The organism is Kitasatospora sp. NPDC004531, assembly GCF_053602195.1.
This window is the reverse complement of the sequence record NZ_JBSGDD010000001.1, coordinates 281,074-298,805: the sequence shown is the minus strand read 5'-3', so window position 1 is coordinate 298,805 and position 17,732 is coordinate 281,074. Positions and strand designations below refer to the sequence as shown.

At 73.4% G+C, this 17,732-nt stretch carries 5 protein-coding genes; all 5 read left to right on the top strand.

Going from position 1 to position 17,732, the window contains the following annotated elements; all coding sequences use genetic code 11:
• On the top strand, positions 1-2,611 hold a 2,611-nt coding region (locus tag ACWEMJ_RS01265; protein ID WP_452134839.1), incomplete at its 5' end, for a BTAD domain-containing putative transcriptional regulator.
• A 250-nt stretch (positions 2,612-2,861) separates the two neighbouring features.
• Positions 2,862-3,425, top strand: coding sequence for a hypothetical protein (locus ACWEMJ_RS01260; protein WP_452134838.1), 564 nt, complete (start codon positions 2,862-2,864; stop codon positions 3,423-3,425).
• Between the two features lie 82 nt (positions 3,426-3,507).
• Positions 3,508-5,391 carry a WXG100-like domain-containing protein gene (locus ACWEMJ_RS01255; RefSeq protein ID WP_452134837.1) on the top strand — a complete coding sequence of 628 codons (1,884 nt, stop codon included), beginning with the start codon at positions 3,508-3,510 and terminating at the stop codon, positions 5,389-5,391.
• A gap of 41 nt (positions 5,392-5,432) precedes the next feature.
• Positions 5,433-7,109: a hypothetical protein gene (locus ACWEMJ_RS01250; RefSeq protein WP_452134836.1), complete on the top strand. Its 1,677-nt coding sequence runs from the start codon at positions 5,433-5,435 to the stop codon at positions 7,107-7,109.
• 3 nt (positions 7,110-7,112) lie between these two features.
• Positions 7,113-17,624, top strand: a complete 10,512-nt coding sequence (locus ACWEMJ_RS01245) for a toxin glutamine deamidase domain-containing protein (RefSeq protein ID WP_452134835.1) — start codon at positions 7,113-7,115, stop codon at positions 17,622-17,624.
• Positions 17,625-17,732 lie beyond the last annotated feature (108 nt).

Genomic DNA, 17,732 nt, shown 5'->3' with positions numbered 1-17,732 from the left:
GGCGGTCTGTACCGCGCACCCGCCCGCCATCGCCCCCACCGTGTGTCTGACCCACATATCCGGGCTGCGCGCCCTGCTCACCGAGCAGGGCGCCACCGGGCGCGGCGTCCACCTCGCCACCGCGGGCGACGCCTACACCCTGCACCTGCCCGAAGGGTGCCTGGACGTCGAACAGTTCGACACCCTGGTGGCCGCCGCCCGCACCGAACCGCACTCCGCGGACGTCACCGACGCCCTCGAACGCGCGCTCGCGCTGTGGCGCGGCCCCGCGCTCACCGGCACCGTCGCCAGCCCGCCGCTGGAGGCCTGGCGGCAGACCCTGGAGGAGAACCGGCTCGCCGCCGTCGAGGCCCTCGCCGAGCACTACCAGCGGCTCGGCCACCCCGCCCGGGCCGCCGAACTGCTGCGCGCCGAGACCGTCGCCCACCCGCTGCGCGAATCGCTGGTCTCCGCGCTGATGCTGGCACTGTTCCGGGCCGGACGGCAGTCCGACGCTCTCGACTGGTACCACCGCACCCGCGAATCGCTCGCCGACCGGCTCGGCGTCGACCCCGGCCGCGCGCTGAACGCCGCCTACGAGCGGATCCTGCGCGGCGAGACCCCGCCGCCGCCCCCGGCCGCCCCCGAGCCCGTCGTGCCGTTCGTCCCGGCGCCCGCCGGACCGCCCGCGATCGAGAACTTCCCCGCCGTCGACCTGCTGCCCCGCGCCCCGCGCGGCTTCCACGGCCGCGCCGCCGAACTCGCCGGCCTCGCCGACGCGGTGCGCGGCGGACCGGACGGCGCGATCGCCCTGATCACCGGCCCGGCCGGGGTCGGCAAGACCGCCCTCGCCCTGCACTGGGCCCACCACAACGCCGGGCGCTTCCCCGACGGCCTGCTCTTCGCCGACCTCGGCGGGTTCAGCGACCGGCCCGACCGCGACCTCGACGAGGTGGTCGCCGAGTTCCTCGCCGCGCTCGGCGTCGCCCGCGAGGACCTGCCCGCCGGCACCGCCGCCCGCAGCGCCCTCTACCGGCGCATCACCACCGGCCGCCGCCTGCTGGTCGTCATCGACAACGCCCGCGACACCGCCCAGGTCCGGCCGCTGCTGCCGGCCGGCGCCGACTGCGTCGCCGTGGTCACCAGCCGCAGCCGGATGCTCGGCCTGGTCGCCGCCGAACTCGCCCGCCCGCTGCCGCTCGCCGTCCTCGCCCCCGAGGAGTCCACCGCGCTGCTCGCCCGCGTCCTCGGCCAGGCCCGGGTCGCCGCCGAACCCGAGGCCGCCCGCGACCTCGCCCGGCTCTGCGACGGCCTGCCGCTCGCCCTGCGGATCGCCGCCGCCAAGGTCGCCGCCGACCCGCGCCGCGGCCTTGGCGCGCTCACCGAACAGCTCCGCCACGAACAGCGGCGGCTCGGCCACCTGGCCGCCGAGGAGATCAGCGTGGCCAGCGCGCTGCGCATCTCCTGCGAGCAACTCCCGCCCACCACCGCCCGGTTGTTCCGCGCCCTCGGCTTCCACCCCGGCCCGGTGGTGGACGCCCACAGCGCCGCCGCGCTCGCCGACCTCGACCCCGCCGACGCCGCCGAGGCCCTCGACCAGCTCGCCGCCACCCACCTGGTCACCGAGACCGACGGCGGCCACTACACCCTGCACGACCTGGTGTGGCTGTACGCCCGCGAACTCGGCAGCCGCACCGACCCCGCCGCGCAGCGCCTCGCCCGCGAACGCCTCGCCGACCAGTACCTGTACACCGGCCTGGCCGCCGTCCAGGCCGCCGAACCCGGCAGCAAGCCCTGCTGCGAACCCCCGGCCGGCAGCCACCGGCCGCGCGCCGTCGCCGAGTTCGCCGGTGCCGACGAGGCGATCCACTGGCTGGGCGCGCACCGCGAGACGCTCGCCCAGGTGATCGCCGGGGCCTCCCCGGAACGGGTCTGGCGACTCGTCCTCACCCAGTGGCCGCTGATCCTGCGCCGCCTGCGCGACGGCTGGGTGTCGCAGCTGGAACACGCCCTGGACGCCGCCCTGGAGTGCGGCGACCTGGACGCCGAGAGCCAGGTGCGGGCCATGCTCGGCTGGGTGCTGGTCTCCAACCGCCGGCTGCCCGAGGCCGTCACCTGCCTGACCCCGGCCGCCGAACTCGCCGCCAAGGCCGGCAACCAGGTCGGCCGGGCCGTCGCGCTGGTCAACCTGGCCGCCGTCCAGTCCGAACTCGGCGACACCGACGCCGCCGGGGCCAACCTCACCCAGGCCCTGGAGATCGCCCTCGCCATCGGCCACACCCACACCGTCACCCTCGCCCTGCAGCACCTCGCCCGCCACCTGCTGGCCACCGGACACCCCGGGCAGGCCGTCGAACGGGCCCTGTACGGACTGGAATTGACGGAGGATCAGGTGCCTTCGTCGCGCCGGGTGCTGTTCCACACCAGCTGCGGCGAGGGCCTGTCCGCGCTCGGCTGCCACGCCGAGGCCCGCAGCCGCTTGCACGAGGCCCTCGCCGAGGCCGAACAGATCGGCCACGACGAGGCCACCGCCGAGGTGCTGGCCGCCCTCGCCGCCGCCGAGGACGCCGCCGGACTGGCCCAGTCCGCCACCGCGCACCGGCAGCGGGCGGCGGAACTCGGCGCGCCCTGACTCGAAATGCCCTGATGTGAGGCTTTTCGGGGGCTTCGAACGGGCGGCGATGCCCGCGCGTTAGTGAGGCGCAAGCCAGAGGCAAACGGCCGCCGCGAGGATGAACACGTGCGGCAGCCGCGGGTGCGCGGGACCGCCCGCGGCACCGTGTTCGGCCCCCTGCTTGCCCGGTCGCCCCGGGAACTCCCCTGCAACGTACCTGACTTCGGCCCGCCACGCGGGAGAATTCCATCGGGAGAGGGCGGGACGGATGGCCGGCGACGGCGTGAACATCGACCTGGACGAGGTCCAGGCGGCAGCCAAGACGATCGCGGCGCTGCTGGAGGAGCTGCAGGGCCCCTTCGCCCAGTTGGAAGCCCACGTCAACATGGTCGAGGACTCGGTCTACGGCACCGACCTGCTCGGCAAGTCGCTCACCGGCGGCAGCTCCTCGGTCGGCGGCTTCGGCAAGCACCAGAAGGACGTGCTGGCGGGCATCAAGCTGCTGTTGGCCAACGCCACCACCATGGGCACCAACCTCCAGACCATGGCCGCCCGGCACCAGGCCAACGACGAGGACCACGCGTCGCTGCTCAGCCGGATCAGCAACGGGGACAGCGCGCCGCTCGCGCCGCTGACGCCGTCCGTGCCCGCGTCCTCGCCGTCCCCCGCGCCCGCACCGGCTCCCGCGCCCGCACCCGCGCCCGCGCCCGCTCCGGCCCCGGACACCGGGGGCTACCACACCCAGGACGGGCCGGCCCTCGACTACAACAAGCCGAAGCCGCCGGAGCCGCGCGGCCCGGTCGGCGGCGGCCCCGGCCGCAACCTGATCTGACCACCGCACCTCTGCCCGCACTTGCAGCGGCTGATCCGGTGTCAGCCGCCGACGCACCCACCATCCGAGAGAGCTTCCCGCCATGATCGTGCTGCCCGCCGACCTCGCCGAAGTACTCAAGACCGTGCAGAAGAACGAGAACGGGAAGGACATCTCGTTCCCCGACGGCAACGAGGACCTGATCGGCGACCTCGCCGTGGCCTGGGACAAGTGGAACCAGATCGCGGAGACCCACATCCGCGGCATCGCCCAGGCCGCCCAGCGCGCCATGTCCTGCATGTCCGGGGCGGCCGCCGACAGCTTCCAGCAGTACCTGCAGAAGTTCGCCGGCGGCGACGCCTCGCACGTCGCCACCACCGTCAAGGCGGGCGCCGACATCGCGGGCAGCCTGCACGGCGCGCACCAGGCGGTGATCGACACCAAGAACGAGATGATCCGGGAACTCGACTACGCCAAGACCTACATGGCGCAGAACCCGGCCGGCAAGAACGACGACATCGCCAACTCGGAGGGCGTCAAGCAGGCGGCCACCCTCTACCACCAGTACGTCAGCGGCGTCAGCACGCAGGTGGACAGCATGCTGCGCAGCAACGCCAACCAGATCGCCGACATGAACGGCATCGGCAAGACCTGCACCCTCAACGGCGGCGGGGGCGGCGCGGGTGCGGGCGGCGGTCCGGGCGCGGGCACCGGGCTGGACTCCGCGGGCGCCCTGCCCGGCGGGGCGGACGGGCTCGGCGCCGGGGACGGCGGCTCCGGTGGCGGGTCGGGTGCCGGCGGCGGATCGGGCTCCGGCAGCGGCGGCGGCGCGGGCGGGGGCTCCGGCTCCGGCGGCCACGGCGCGAAGACGCCCAGCCTGCTCCAGCCGCTCAAGCCGCCGTCCGTGCCCAACCTGACCGGCGGCCCCGGCTCCGGCGGCAACCCGCCGGTCTTCACGCCGCTCCCGCTCAGCCCGAAGAGCTCGCTCAACCTGGCCGGCCTCTCCGACCTCGGCACCGGCGTGGGCCTCGGCGGCTCCGCGCTCGGCGGTGGCGGCGGGGTCGGCGGTGGCGGCGGACTCTCCGCGTTCGGCGGCGGGGCCGGCGGCCTCGGTGGCGGCGGCGGGGCGTTCGGCGGCGCGGGCGGGATGAGCGCCGGCAACTTCGGCAACGCGATGGGCGCGATGGGCCGGGCCGGCGGCGCGCTGGCCGGCGCGGGCGCGGCCGGCGGCGGCATGCGCGGCAGCGGTGCGGGCGGCGCCGGAGCACGCGGCGCGGCAGGCATGGGCGGCGCGGGCGGAGCACACGGCGGCATGGGCGGCGGACGCGGCGGCGGCAAGGGCGACAAGAAGGGCGCCAACAAGTTCCTCGGCCCCAGCCGCTTCGGCGCGGACGCGGACGGCGACGAGGCGCTGCTGCACGACAGCGGCATCCTCGGCCAGGCCGGCGAGACCGACCCGCGCGACCGCAACTGGCAGCGCGCACGCCGCCGTTGGCTGGACGACGCCCGCGCGGAGGGCGTCATCACCGCCCCCTCCGCCGCGGTCGCGGCGGAGCCGGTCGCGGACGCGGCGGCCGGTGCGCCCGCGAGCGAGCAGGCCGTCCTCAACCAGCTGGCCGGCGTCCTGCTCGGCACGCCCGCACCCGGCGAGGCCGCCACCGAGACGGCGGCGGTCGCGGCCGGGGCGGGGGAGACCGTGACGCCGCGACAGGAGAGTGCGGCGGCCGAGACGACGACCCCCTCCGGGGAGTCGAAGAGCGGCGCGGACAGCGACTACCTGGAGCGCGCCCGCAGCGCGGCGGCGCGGCGCGGCCACGGGGAGGAGGCCGCTGCGGCCGTTCCGGCTGCGTCGGCTGCGCCTGCGGCGGCTTCTGCGGCTGCTGCGGCGCTCAAGCCCGCGCCGATCAGGGAGGAGGGCGGCTACCAGGTCCCCAGCCCGTTCCTGCGCGCCGCACTCACCCGCCTCGCCGCCCCCGCCGCGGACTGACCCGCCCACTCCGCTCCGCCCGCACTCACTAAGGAACACCCATGAGCAACGACGTGCCCTGGTTCGCGAACGACCCCGACGTCGAACCCGCGCACACCATGCGCATACCCGAAGGCGAACGGATCGGCGTCCAGGCACCGACCTTCGACGAGGCCGCGCACGTGGGCTGGGTCGACCCGGACGTGATGCCCGCGCAGCGATTCGACGGCGGTGGGCCGTTCACGGAGGCTGCGCGGGTGGGCTGGGCGGAGCCGGATGTGGTTGCGGCGCAGGTGGGTTGGGCTGAGCCGGATGTGATGCCTGCGCAGCGGATCGACGGCGGGGGGCCGTTCACGGAGGCTGTGCAGGTGGGGCGGTTTGCTCCTGACGAGATGCCTGCGCAACGGATTGATGGCGGTGGGCCTTTCACGGAGGCTGCGCAGGTGGGTTGGGCTGAGCCCGACGTGATTCCCGCACAGCGGATCGACGGCGGGGGGCCGTTCACCGAGGCTGTGCAGGTGGGTCGGTTTGCTCCTGACGAGATGCCTGCGCAGCGGGTGGATGGTGGGGGGCCGTTCACGGAGGCTGCGCAGGTGGGTTGGGCTGAGCCCGACGTGATTCCCGCGCAGCGGATCGACGGCGGCTCGATGCTCGGCGAACCCGCGCACGTCGGGCGGCTTGCGCCGGACGAGATGCCCGCGTTCCGGGTCGGGACGACGGTTGGCGAGCCGATGGAGACGGCGCGTTTGAAGGCGTCGGAGGGGATGCCGATTGGCGACACGATCCCGGCGATGCCGATGGAGACGGCGCGGTTGAAGGCGTCCGAGGGGATGCCGTTGGGTGACACGATCCCGGCGATGCCGATGGAGACGGCGCGTCTGAAGGCCTCCGAGGGGACGCCGCTGGGGGACACCGTGCCGGCGATGCCGATGGAGACGGCGCGTCTGAAGGCGTCCGAGGGGATGCCGATTGGCGACACGATCCCGGCGATGCCGATGGAGACCGCGCGGTTGAAGGCGTCCGAGGGGATGCCGTTGGGTGACACGATCCCGGCGATGCCGATGGAGACGGCGCGGTTGAAGGCGTCCGAGGGGATGCCGCTGGGCGACACCATGCCTGCGGAGACTGCCCAGTTGAAGTCGCAGGGGGTGCCGCTCCAGGACGGGGTGCCGGCGACGGCGGGGGAGCCGTTGGTGCCGGCGGAGGGGGCCGAGACGGCGCGGTTGAAGTCGCGGGGGACGCCGATCGCGGAGGGGGTGCCCCGGCAGGCGGCCGACGCGGGGGCGAGTTCGGGCCCGGGGAAGGCCGGGCAGGGGTTCGTGGCGAACCCCGACCAGTACAAGGCGGCGGTCTCGCCCGTTCTCGCCGCGTCGGAGCAGATCGCCTCGCTGGCCGCGTCGTTGGGCTCGTACCTGCCGTCGATGGAGAGCCAGAACCCGTGGGGCAACGACGAGTCCGGCAAGCAGTTCGCCGAGGGTGAGAACGGCTACCTGGAGTACAGCCACAACACGGTGAAGACGCTCCAGAGCCTGGTGAAGGAAGTCAAGGGCATCGCCGACGGCCTGAAGCAGATGGGCGAGAGCTACGAGGCGGCCGAGGAGGGCGCGGCCGGTTCCTTCGCGGGCATGGGCGAGAGCGACGTCCCGATGCCGCCCCCGCCCGGTACCGCGCCGACCGTGCCGACGCACGTCCGCCCGATGATGACGCCCAGCATGACCCGCCCGAACGGAAGGCACTGACCCATGGCTGTCGAACTCCCGGAGCCGCTCCAGTGGGTGCTCCTGCTGCTCGCCGGCTGCCGTTGGCCGGAGGCCGACGAGGACCAGCTCCGCGACATGGCCGACCAGTGCCGCAAGGCGTCGGAGACCCTGAAGGACGCCACCCAGGGCGCGGACGCGGCGATCAAGCGTTCGCTGGAGGGCCAACAGGGCAGCGCCGCTGAGTCGTTGGGCAAGTTCTGGGACGGGTACACCGTCGGCAAGGGCACCGAGGACGACCCGGGCCGCCTGACCGCGACGATCAACGCGCTCAGCGGCATGGGCGACATGCTGGAGCAGATGGCCAACTCGGCCGAGACCGCGAAGATCCAGATCGTCGCGCAACTCGGCATCCTGGCCTTCGAGTTGGCGACGGCCGAGGCGGAGGCCGTGGTCACCGCGGGCGCGTCGATGGCGCAGGTGCCCGGGTTCATCGCGGCGGCCCGCGCGTTCGTCCAGAAGACGCTGAAGACGCTGCTCCAGGACATGGTCAAGATGGCGGCCAAGCAGGCCGCCCAGATGGCCGCGATCAACCTGATGGCCCAGGGCATCGAACTCGCCGAGGGGCACCGCAAGAGCATTGACTGGAAGGAGGTCGGCGAGAACGCCAAGGGCGGTGCGATCGGTGGCGCCGCCGGCCACCTGATCGGCAAGGGCCTGGGCGGGGCGGCCGGAAAGGTCGGCCTGGGCGGCGCCGCCAACTCGCTCGGCGGCAAGATGGTCATCGGCGGCGCCACCGGCGTCGGCGCGGACGCCGCCACCCAGTACATCACCACCGGCAAGGTCGACACCTCCTCGCTGCTTGGCTCCGGCCTGTCCGGCGGCGCGGGCGTCGGGCTCAACCACGGTGCGGTCAAGATGAAGGAGCACGGCGCCGCACCCAAGCCCGGCGACGCTCCGCACATCCCCGACCCCGTCGGCTCCGGCCAGGGCGGCCGGCAGGACGGCCCGCCGAAGTTCACCAAGCCCGACACCTCCTCCGGTGACGCGGGCAGCTCGTACCAGGGCCCCTCCGGCGGCTCCGGAAGCTCCAACTCGGGTGGCACGACGTCGCGTTCGGACGGCTGGGACGCGAGTGGTTCGAACTCCGGTGGCACGAAGTCGCGTTCGGACGGCTGGGACACGAGTTCCTCCAACTCGGGTGGCACCACTTCCCGTTCGGATGGCTGGGACGCGAGTGGCTCCAACTCCGGTGGGACGAAGTCCCGTTCGGACGGCTGGGACGCCGGCGACTCCAACTCGGGCGGCGGAAGCTCGCGTTCGGGTGACTCGAAGGTCGAGGGCCTGTCGCCGTTCGGCTCCGGCCGCAGCAGCGGCGGCGACGATGCCCCGCCGGCCCACTCCGAGGCGACCGGCGGCGGGAACCGCACGGACGCTCCGGCACCGCACGAGCAGTCGTCGGGCGGCCGCAGCCAGGACCAGGCTCCGCCGTCGCACGAGCAGTCGTCGGGCGGCCGCAGCCAGGACCAGGCCCCGGCGCCGCACGAGCAGTCGTCGGGCGGCCGCAGCCACGAGCAGGCCGAGGCCGTCCGGCCCGCGCGGGAGCCGCTCGCGGAGCAGACCCCGTCGCGGCCGGTGCACGAGGAGTCGCAGGCGGTGCGCCCGGAGCGGGAGCCGCTGTCGGGGCAGGAGCCGGGCCGGCCGGTGCACGAGCAGCCGGTGCGGAGCGAGGCGGAGGGGAGCACCGCGCGCCCCGACTCGCGGGAGGGCGGCGCGCCCGTTCGCGAGGAGTCGCAGGCGGTGCGGCCGACGCACGAGTCGGTCTCTGCGCAGGAGCCGGGACGTCCCGTGCACAGCGAGGCGCCGAGCGCGCCCGCCCGTGACAACTCGGCGTCCGCGCACGAGAGTTCGGCGAACGACGGGGACTCCGGCAGCCGTCCGTCCGGCGACGACGGCGCGTCGCGTCCGGCCGGTCCGGCGGGGCCGGTGCCCAACCTGTCCGGCGTGCTGGGCGGGGCGGCGAACCTGGCGAGTGCCGCGTCCTCCTCCGGCCACGGCGGCGGCAGCACCGGCGGCACGCACCTCGACGGTGCCCGCGGTGCGACGCTGCCGCGCCCGGACGCGGCGACCGGCCCGGGCCAGCGGATGCCCGAGGGCCTCGGCGACAGCACGCCGAACGCCACCACCCAGGGGCCCGTCCCGCCGATGGCCGGGGCCGGTTTCACCCCGGGCCCGGTCGGCGGCGGCAGCCACAGCGGCGGCGGCGTCCGCCCCGACGCCCCGTCAACGTCCGCTGCGCCCCGACCCGCCACCACCGGCGGTGGCACCCAGCAGGGCGGCGGTTCGCTCCGTCCCGGCGGCGGTCGTGGCACGCGTCCGGATGCCGGGCCGGTGCCGGAGCGCACGCACGCCGGTGCGCCGGAGCCCACCGACCGTACCGGCACCGCACCGGAGCGGGAGCACGTTCCCGCCCCGGACGAGCAGGGCGGCACCGCGCCGCGACCCGAGAACGAGGGTGCCTCGCCGCGCCCCGACGAGTCCGGCAACCGTCCCGCCACCCCCGACGTCCCGTCGGACCCGGCGGGGCTGGGCCGCCCGCTGCCCGACCTCCACGTGCCGCCGACCACGGAGGAGCTGGGCAGGCTGCACCACGACCCGGACGGCCTCGCCCTGGTCTACCCGCCGGCCGCCACCCCGGAGGCCCTCGCCCAGTACAAGAAGGACAACAAGTTCAACTTCCGGCTGACCGGCGAGCTGAAGACCGCCGCGAACTCGCTGCCGCACAGTGACTTCGGCCGTCACCACTCGGGCACCAAGACGGAGAGCGGATCCTACGATGTGAAGGTCAGCCCGTACTCGCAGTCCTTCAAGTCGCACCTCGACCCGTTGACCTTGAAGGCGACGTACGGGGATGCGGCGACGGCCCTGAACGACGGGCTCCGGCAGAAGCTGGTGGACAGCGGCGAGGGTGCCGCCTACCTCTACAACGGCAACAAGCTGCTCACGGAGGGCGGCAAGCTCGACTTCCGGACCGAACAGAACTACCGGACCCAGCGCGAACGTGACAACGTGCTGGAACGCCTGGCCTACCAGGACTCGCAGGCCACCTGGCACCCGGTCGACGGGGCGCAGGTGCGGCAGCAGCTCGACGGGCACAACTCCGCGGCGGACGGCATCCAGCGCCTGCTCCAGGGGAACGGCGACGGCCAGGGCCACCCCGGGTTCGTGCTGGGCGAGGGGCACAGCAACTCGCCCAGCTGGGGGTTCCTCAAGGAGAACATGGCCGCGCTGAAGCAGGCCGGCGTCGACACCATCTACACCGAGTCGGTGCGCGGGGACTCCTTCCAGCGCGAACTGGACAACTACCTGTCGTCCGACGGCCCCATGTCGCCGAAGCTGAAGGGCATGCTGGAGTCCTACGACTCCAACCTGAACTCCCCGCCCGGCGCCGGCCTCCACGAGATGGTCGTGCGGGCGAAGGAGGAGGGCATCCGGGTCCAGGGCGTGGACGGCTCCCCGGCCCGCAAGCCGGAGGGCGTCGGGCAGGGCCCGCTGGAGCAGCGCGCCCGCCTGCTGAACTCGTACATGCACGACGCGATCACCTCCGACCACGGCCGGACCGGAAAGTACGTCCTGGTCACCGGCGAGGCGCACGTGAACCAGCACGCCACCACCCACGGAGGTGGCGAGCGGATCCCCGGCACCGCCGAGATGTTGGGGGTGCCCGGGGTCAAGCTGACCACTCCGGACGGCACCAATGCGAACGGCAGCACCACGCCGGACAACTTCCGGCTGTCGCACATTCCCGTCACCGCCCCGGCCGCGCCCCAGCCGCACGCGGCCGGCCAGCACCCCGGTGGCAACCCGGCACCGCCCCACAACAACCCGGCGGCGGCACCGGGCGGGCTCGGCCCGGTGCGCCCCGACGCCGGGGCGCCGCACGAGCAGCCCCAGCACCACCAGGAAGGCCCCGCGCTCCACGACCAGCAGCAGCCGTCGCACGAGCAGCAGCCGTCCCGCGACCAGCAGCAGCCGCACGAGCAGACCCCGCACGAGCAGCAGCCCTCGCACGAGCGCCCGCCGGCCGAGCACGAGGACGGCGGCCCGCGCTACCCCGCCACGGACGGGCGGCCGTTCGACGTGGAGGGCGGGCTGAAGCGGCCGTCCGAGCACGACCTGAAGCAGTTGCAGGACGCCGTGCCGCACAACGCGGACGGCACGCCGCAGCGGCACCCGGACCCGTTCCAGGGCGACTGGGTGAAGAAGCTGAACGGCGAGGGCCCGTGGGGGCCGGGTCGGGCCAACAACTGTGCGGACGCGGCGCTTTCGGTGATCGACACCTACAACGGTCACCCGACGGTGGCGGCTCCGCGCGTCGAGGACAACTCGGTCGGCGAGAAGGGCAGCCGCGACCGGATCGAGCACGCGCTCGGTGCGAAGTTCGAGAAGCTGGGCGAGGGCCCGGCCGCGCACGAGAAGCTGGCGCAGACGCTGCTGGAGAGCGGTCCCGGCTCGTCGGCGGTGATCATCACGCACGACAGCGAGGGCCGCGCCCACGCCTGGACCGCGGTGAACCACGACGGCAAAATCGCCTACGTCGACGGTCAGATGGGCCGGGTCAGCGACAAGCCGCTGTACCAGGGCGAGGGCGGCGTGTTCGCCGTCCCGCTCACCCCGGACCGCGCGCCGCTGCACCCCGCCAAGCCCGCGGGCGCCGACCAGGGCAACAGCGGCCCGAAGGCCGCCCCGCACTCCGGGACGGGGACCGCCGCGCGGCCGGACGCCGCTCCCGGCGCCGGCGGAACGGGACGTCCGTACAAGGTGGACGCCAAGGAAGTGCTGGAGAGGATCGGCGACTTCCTGCCGTCGGACAAGCGCGCCGAGTTCGACACGGTCAGCAAGGACCTGCTCGACTACAACCGGGCCGACCTGGACGCCAAGGTCAACCGGGTGATGGCGGACCAGTACCGCGTCCAGAAGGAGCTGCACGTCGAGCAGCTCCGCAAGGGGCTTCCCGAGGCGCTCGCGAACGTGGACAAGCGCCTCGCCGATCCCGCCACGTCCGCGGCGGACCGGGCGCGCCTGGAAGAGACCAAGGCGTACCTGGAGGAGCAGCGGCAGCGCGTGGCCGTCTACGACCACGAGCTCGCGCGGCGCACGGGCGGCAAGATCACGCCCGAGCTCGCGAAGGAGCGGGAGGCCGCCGAGAAGCGCTTCGGCCCGGACGTCGAGAACCGGATCAGGGAGGAGAAGCGCGTCGTCGCCGACCTGGTGCGGCAGGCGGAGGCGAAGAAGCAGCAGGCCGAGGACCACTACAACTCGCTCTCGGCCGAGGACCGGGCCAAGGAGGGCAACAAGAGCAAGCTCAAGTCCAGCAAGGACGGGTTCGACGACCGGATCGCGGAGCTGAAGCGCCGTACGGAGTGGCTCGACCAGGACCTCCAGGCGAGGAAGGACGCCCAGCAGGGCAACTTCCCGAAGGTCAAGGAGTCCGAGCAGAAGGCGAAGGAAGCGGCGTACCGCGCGGCGTTCGGCCACTCGGACCACGGCGTCATGGCGGGCGAGCCGCACGCGGAGAAGATCGAGCGCAGCGCCGGCAAGGACATCGACTACAAGTTCCAGGACACCGGCATCAACCGCAACCACATCGTCGCCGACTTCATGGTGCACAAGTACGTGGCGGCGGCGGTGTTCAAGGGCCGTGCCCTCGGCCCGGAGACGCACGGGCAGGTGTCCGAGGCGTTCGGCGACTTCGTGCAGACGATGGCCCCGGACAACCACCGGATCCTCGACAAGTACGGGAAGGCGGCCGCCGACCGGCTCGGCGCGGACCCGAAGGCGATCGAGTTCCTGGCCCGCCGGGACTTGGCGTACACCAAGGACAACGTCGACCTGAAGACGGTCTACGGGAACAAGCAACTGCCCGACGCGATACAGAAGTTGGGCGGCGTCACGGACGGCCCGGGGGCGCGCGACGCGGTCGCCGGCCTGGCGGACCGGCTCTCGGACGCCGGCCTGGACAAGCCCGTCCGGCAGGAGTTGCAGCGACTGCGGGCCGCGGCCGACGCGATGGGCGACGGCGCGCCGACGGCCGCCGAGCGCGACCGGTTCGCCGCCGCCGCGAACAGCCTGCACCAGAAGGTCAAGCAGCAGGCCGTCGAGGACGTCAACCTGACCAACGGCATCACCGGCCCGCGCCAGGTGGACGAGGCGGTGGCCGTGCTGCGCGACGCCGCCAAGCACGCCCAGCAGGCGCCGCCCGCCGGCCCGGCCGGGGCGCCGCGGACCGGCATCAAGGACCTCTACCCCGGGCTGGACGGCCAACTGGACGGTCTGGCCGCCAAGTTCGCGAAGGAGAAGCTGACCACCGGCGGCGACGCGGCCGCGCTCGCCGAGAAGATCCGCAACGGCACCGAGACCCAGGCCGACCTGGAGAACCTGGCCAAGCACCTGAACGGGCAGCGGGAACCGCTCCGGCAGGCCGAGGTCGACAAGCACCTCGGCGAGCTCAAGGCAGAGGCCGACAAGGTCACCAAGAAGGAGCCGAAGGCCGCCGACCAGGCCTTCGACAAGGCCGCGACGACCGCGAAGGACGCCCGCGCGGACCGGGAGACCAAGCACGCCGCCGCCGAGAAGGCCTTGAAGGACGCCAAAGCCGCGCGCGACCAAGCCGACCTGGCGGACCAGGCGGTGGCCCACCTCGACCCGAAGAGCCAGCAGCGGCGCGACGCGGCCAAGAACCTGAAGGCGGCCGAGAGTGCCGTGACGAAGGCGGAGAGCGGCCTCGTCGAGGCCAAGTCCAGGCTGGAGGAGGCAAAGCTCAGCGAGGAGCTCACCAAGACGGCGAGCGAGCGGTTCAGGGAGCTCAGGAACAGCGGCCACTCGGTTCAGGAAGCGCGGGCGATCACCGACCACGAGACCGTGGGCACCTACTACGGCGGCGCGCACGCCCGCCAGGGGGCGGCCGGCAGCCACCCGGAGGCGCTGTTCCGGCAGGCGCTGACCGCGCCGCCCGCCGAACTGCCGCGCCTGATCGAGCGGATGGCGAACGCGCTGTCCGACAGCGGGTCGAACCTGCGCTTCGGCGACGAGTTCACCAATCAGCTGGTGCAGAACTACCTGGACCCGCACCTGATCCGCGACCAGGACGTGCTGACCGCCGTCGCCGAGGGCAAGCTGCCCAAGGAGGCGCTGTACTCGCCGCACACCCTGGACCTGCTGCGGGCGGTGCGCGGGCTGGAGGACAAGGGCCTGGCGCCGCGTGAGCTGCGGGACATGATGGAGCCGAAGACGGCCGCCGACGTGGCGGCGAAGATCGACGAGCCGGGCTTCCCCACGCCGCTGGGCAACAACGCGACCGCCGAGTTCGGGGTGGACATCCAGAACCCGAACGACAAGGTGCCGCTGTCCTCCTCCGGCAACCAGTACCACCACGTGGGCGACCGGCCGAGCACGGCGGTGGTGGGGGACGACTTCCGGCAGGGCTACTTCGACCCGGCGCGGGACGGCAGGCCCGGCGCGGAGGGCCCGGAGATCACGGCGCCGAAGCCGGTGACGGACGCGGACGGCGACACCGTGATGTCGGACGGGCCGACCCTGGGCCACAAGCGCGGGCGTGAAGGCGATTCGGAGCCGGAGCCGTCCGTGAAGCGCCACGCCCCGGGCCAGGACGCCGACGGGGACACGCTGATGGGCTCGCAGCCCTCCTCGCCGTCCTCCTCGCAGCCCGCTTCGCCGTCCTCCTCGGTGCCGACCACGCAGATGGCCGACCTGCACCTGTTCTCGCAGGAACCGGCGGGCGTGCTCCCGCCCTCGCACGACGCGGCCACCCCGCACGGCGACCAGCCGCTCCACGAACGGCCCCCGCACGAGCGGCCGTTGACGGAGCAGGAGGGCGGCGGCCCGCGTCACCCGGCTACCGACGGGCGGCCGTTCGACGTGGAGGGCGGGCTGTCGCGGCCGTCCGAGCACGAGGTGAAGCGGCTTGCGGACGCGGTGCCGCGCACCGAGGACGGCACCCCGCAGCGGCACCCGGATCCGAGGACGGGCGACTGGCTGGCCAAGCTGAACGGCGACGGCCCGGGCGCGCCGGGTCGGGCCAACAACTGCGTGGACGCGGCGCTCGCCATGGTCGACACCGTGGACGGCCGTCCGACGGTGGCCGCGCCGCGCCACGAGGACAACGGGCTGGGCGAGGAGGGCGGCCGGGACCGCGTCGAGCAGGCGCTCGGCGGCCGGTTCGAGCACCTGGGCGCCGGTGCGGAGGGCCACGCCGAGCTGGCGCAGACCCTGCTCGACGGCGGCCACGGCTCGCAGGCCGTGATCACCAGCCGGGACAGCGAGGGACGCACCCACGCCTGGCACGCCATGAACCACGAGGGCACCATCGTCTACAGCGACCCGCAGTTGGGCCGCAGCAGCGACAAGCCGCTGTACGCGGGCGAGGGCGGCCTGTTCGCCCTCCCCGTCGGCCCGGACCGCACGCCCCTGCACTCCGCCGGCCAGCCGTCCGCCGAGCACCCCGCGCCGGCGCGGCCGGCCGGCACCGATGCCGTCGACCGGAACACCCGCACGGGGAACTCGATCGCGGACGCCGTCGCGCTGGCCAAAAAGGCCGACGCGGACCGGACGGCAGCGGCGGAACGGGAGCGCACGAAGGCCAGGCAGGAGGAGCTCCGCCGGCAGGAGCAGGCGCGGCCGAACCCGTCCGAGCAGACCACCAAGCGGCTGGAGGAACAGCGGAAGGTCGCCGAGCGGCAGGACGAACTCGCGGGCCGACAGCAGGAGTTGGCCAAGCACCAGCAGGAGCTGGCCGACCGGCAGTGGAAGTTGGCCGAGGAGCGGCTGTCCAAGGGCGACCGCGTGGAGCCCCGGCAGCAGCAGGCGGCCGAACGCCAGCAGCGGTGGGAGAAGCAGCAGGAGCGGCTCGCCGGACAGCAGGAGCGGCTGACCGCGCAGCACGAGCGGCTGTCCCGGCACGAGGCCCTGGTCGAGCAGGCCGAGCGACTCGCCCCCAAGAAGCCGGGCGAGTCGCCCGCCGCCAAGAGCGAATTCGACGTCCGCCGCGAGAAGTTGATCGAGGGCCAGCAGGCCCTGGACAAGCTGCAGGGTGCGCTCGACCACGACCAGCAGGGGCTGGACGTACGGCACGAGGAGTTGGACAGGCTCCGGGCGAAGCTGGAGAGCGGCCAGTACGACCGCGTCCGGGCCGACCGGGAGCAGAAGAGCCTCGCAGCCAAGGAGAAGGAGCTCGCCGACGAGCAGCAGGCCCTCAACAAGGCCCGCAAGGGCCTGGACCACCAGCAGAAGTGGCTCGACAAGAGCGAGTGGTTCGTCGACCAGCACGCCCGGCTGGCGGAACAGGAGGCGGCGGCCAAGCGGGACAACTGGCCGGCGGACCGGGTGAAGGCACTGGCCGACCGCCGGAAGCTGCTGAACGAGTGGCACGCCGAGCATCAGGTCCTGGAGACCAATGCGGAGGCGAAGGCCGCCAAGTCCGCCAAGAAGGGCGGCTCGCCGAGCCAGCACTTCTCGCCGCCGAGCGAGGTGAACTGGCGGGAGAAGAAGCAGAACTGGCTGGAGGCGCAGAAGTCCGGCGAGAAGTGGCAGTCCGCCGAGCAGCGGGCCGCGCTGAAGGAGCAGCTCGACGCGCTGAACCAGCTGAGCGGGCCGGAGGCGAAGACCAAGGAGCAGGCGGAGAAGCTGCGGGAGCAGGAGCGCCTGCTCGACGAGCAGGCCCGGCTGACGGAGAAGCAGCAGCTGCTGGAGGACCGGGTGGGGCGCCAGGACGGCGACCCCGAGCAACTGGCCTGGGAGCGGGAGCGGTTGGCCGACGAGCTGCGCCTCAACGAGGAGGCACGGCACGCCCTCACGGTCGAGCCCGATCCCGCCCCGGAGCCGGCGCCGGCGACGGTCGTCGACCACGGGAAGAAGGGCCGGTACTTCACGACCGGCCCGCAGGAGCTGGGGAACGTCAGCATCGAGACGGCCTTCTCGGAGATGGCCAACGCCGGTGAGTCGATGGCGGAGCACGTCAAGGGCGACAAGTTCCGCCCCGGCTGCGTGGCCTCCGCGCTGCTCGTCGACGGAGCGGGCGGTAACAAGCAGCTGATCGTGGTCACCGCGAGCAGTACGAAGAAAATGGCCGGCGACGGCGCGCCGGAGCACATCCACCCGCTCGTCGAATTCGCCTACGGGGCAAAGGACGACAGGGAGTTCGCGGCCGTCAAGGAGAAACTGGGGTGGACCAACTACCCGAGGGGTTCGGAGAGCACCCGGTGCAAGTGTGCCGAGCCGAATCTGATGACGGAGCTGCTGCAGAAGACCGACGTCGATTTCAAGAGGAAGGATCTGGCCGACGCCGACGCCGTGGCCGCGGCCATGGAAAAGGCGAAGGGATCCCTCGGAAAGGCATTCGTCCGTCCGCTGGAGACCGGGGCCGATCCGAAGGACAAGACCAAGCTGCACGCGGACTACGGCGGCTACAAGGCGCCCTGCGGGAACTGCGCGCCGGTGGTGGAATACTTCGGGATGAAATCGGTCCAGTTCCTGACGTGACCGCGCGCATCCACCTCCGGTGTTCCAGATCCGGCGCCGAATGCCGGGTAGTACCGATTGTCGAGACTGCGGCCCAGCGGCCGTCCGAAGAGAGAGCGCAGAACACTC

Excerpts from the sequence above, each read along its gene's own strand:
- ACWEMJ_RS01250 (WP_452134836.1), top strand. The coding sequence starts at position 5,433 with ATGAGCAACGACGTGCCCTGGTTCGCGAACGACCCCGACGTCGAACCC.
- ACWEMJ_RS01245 (WP_452134835.1), top strand. The coding sequence starts at position 7,113 with ATGGCTGTCGAACTCCCGGAGCCGCTCCAGTGGGTGCTCCTGCTGCTC.
- ACWEMJ_RS01255 (WP_452134837.1), top strand. The coding sequence starts at position 3,508 with ATGATCGTGCTGCCCGCCGACCTCGCCGAAGTACTCAAGACCGTGCAG.
- ACWEMJ_RS01260 (WP_452134838.1), top strand. The coding sequence starts at position 2,862 with ATGGCCGGCGACGGCGTGAACATCGACCTGGACGAGGTCCAGGCGGCA.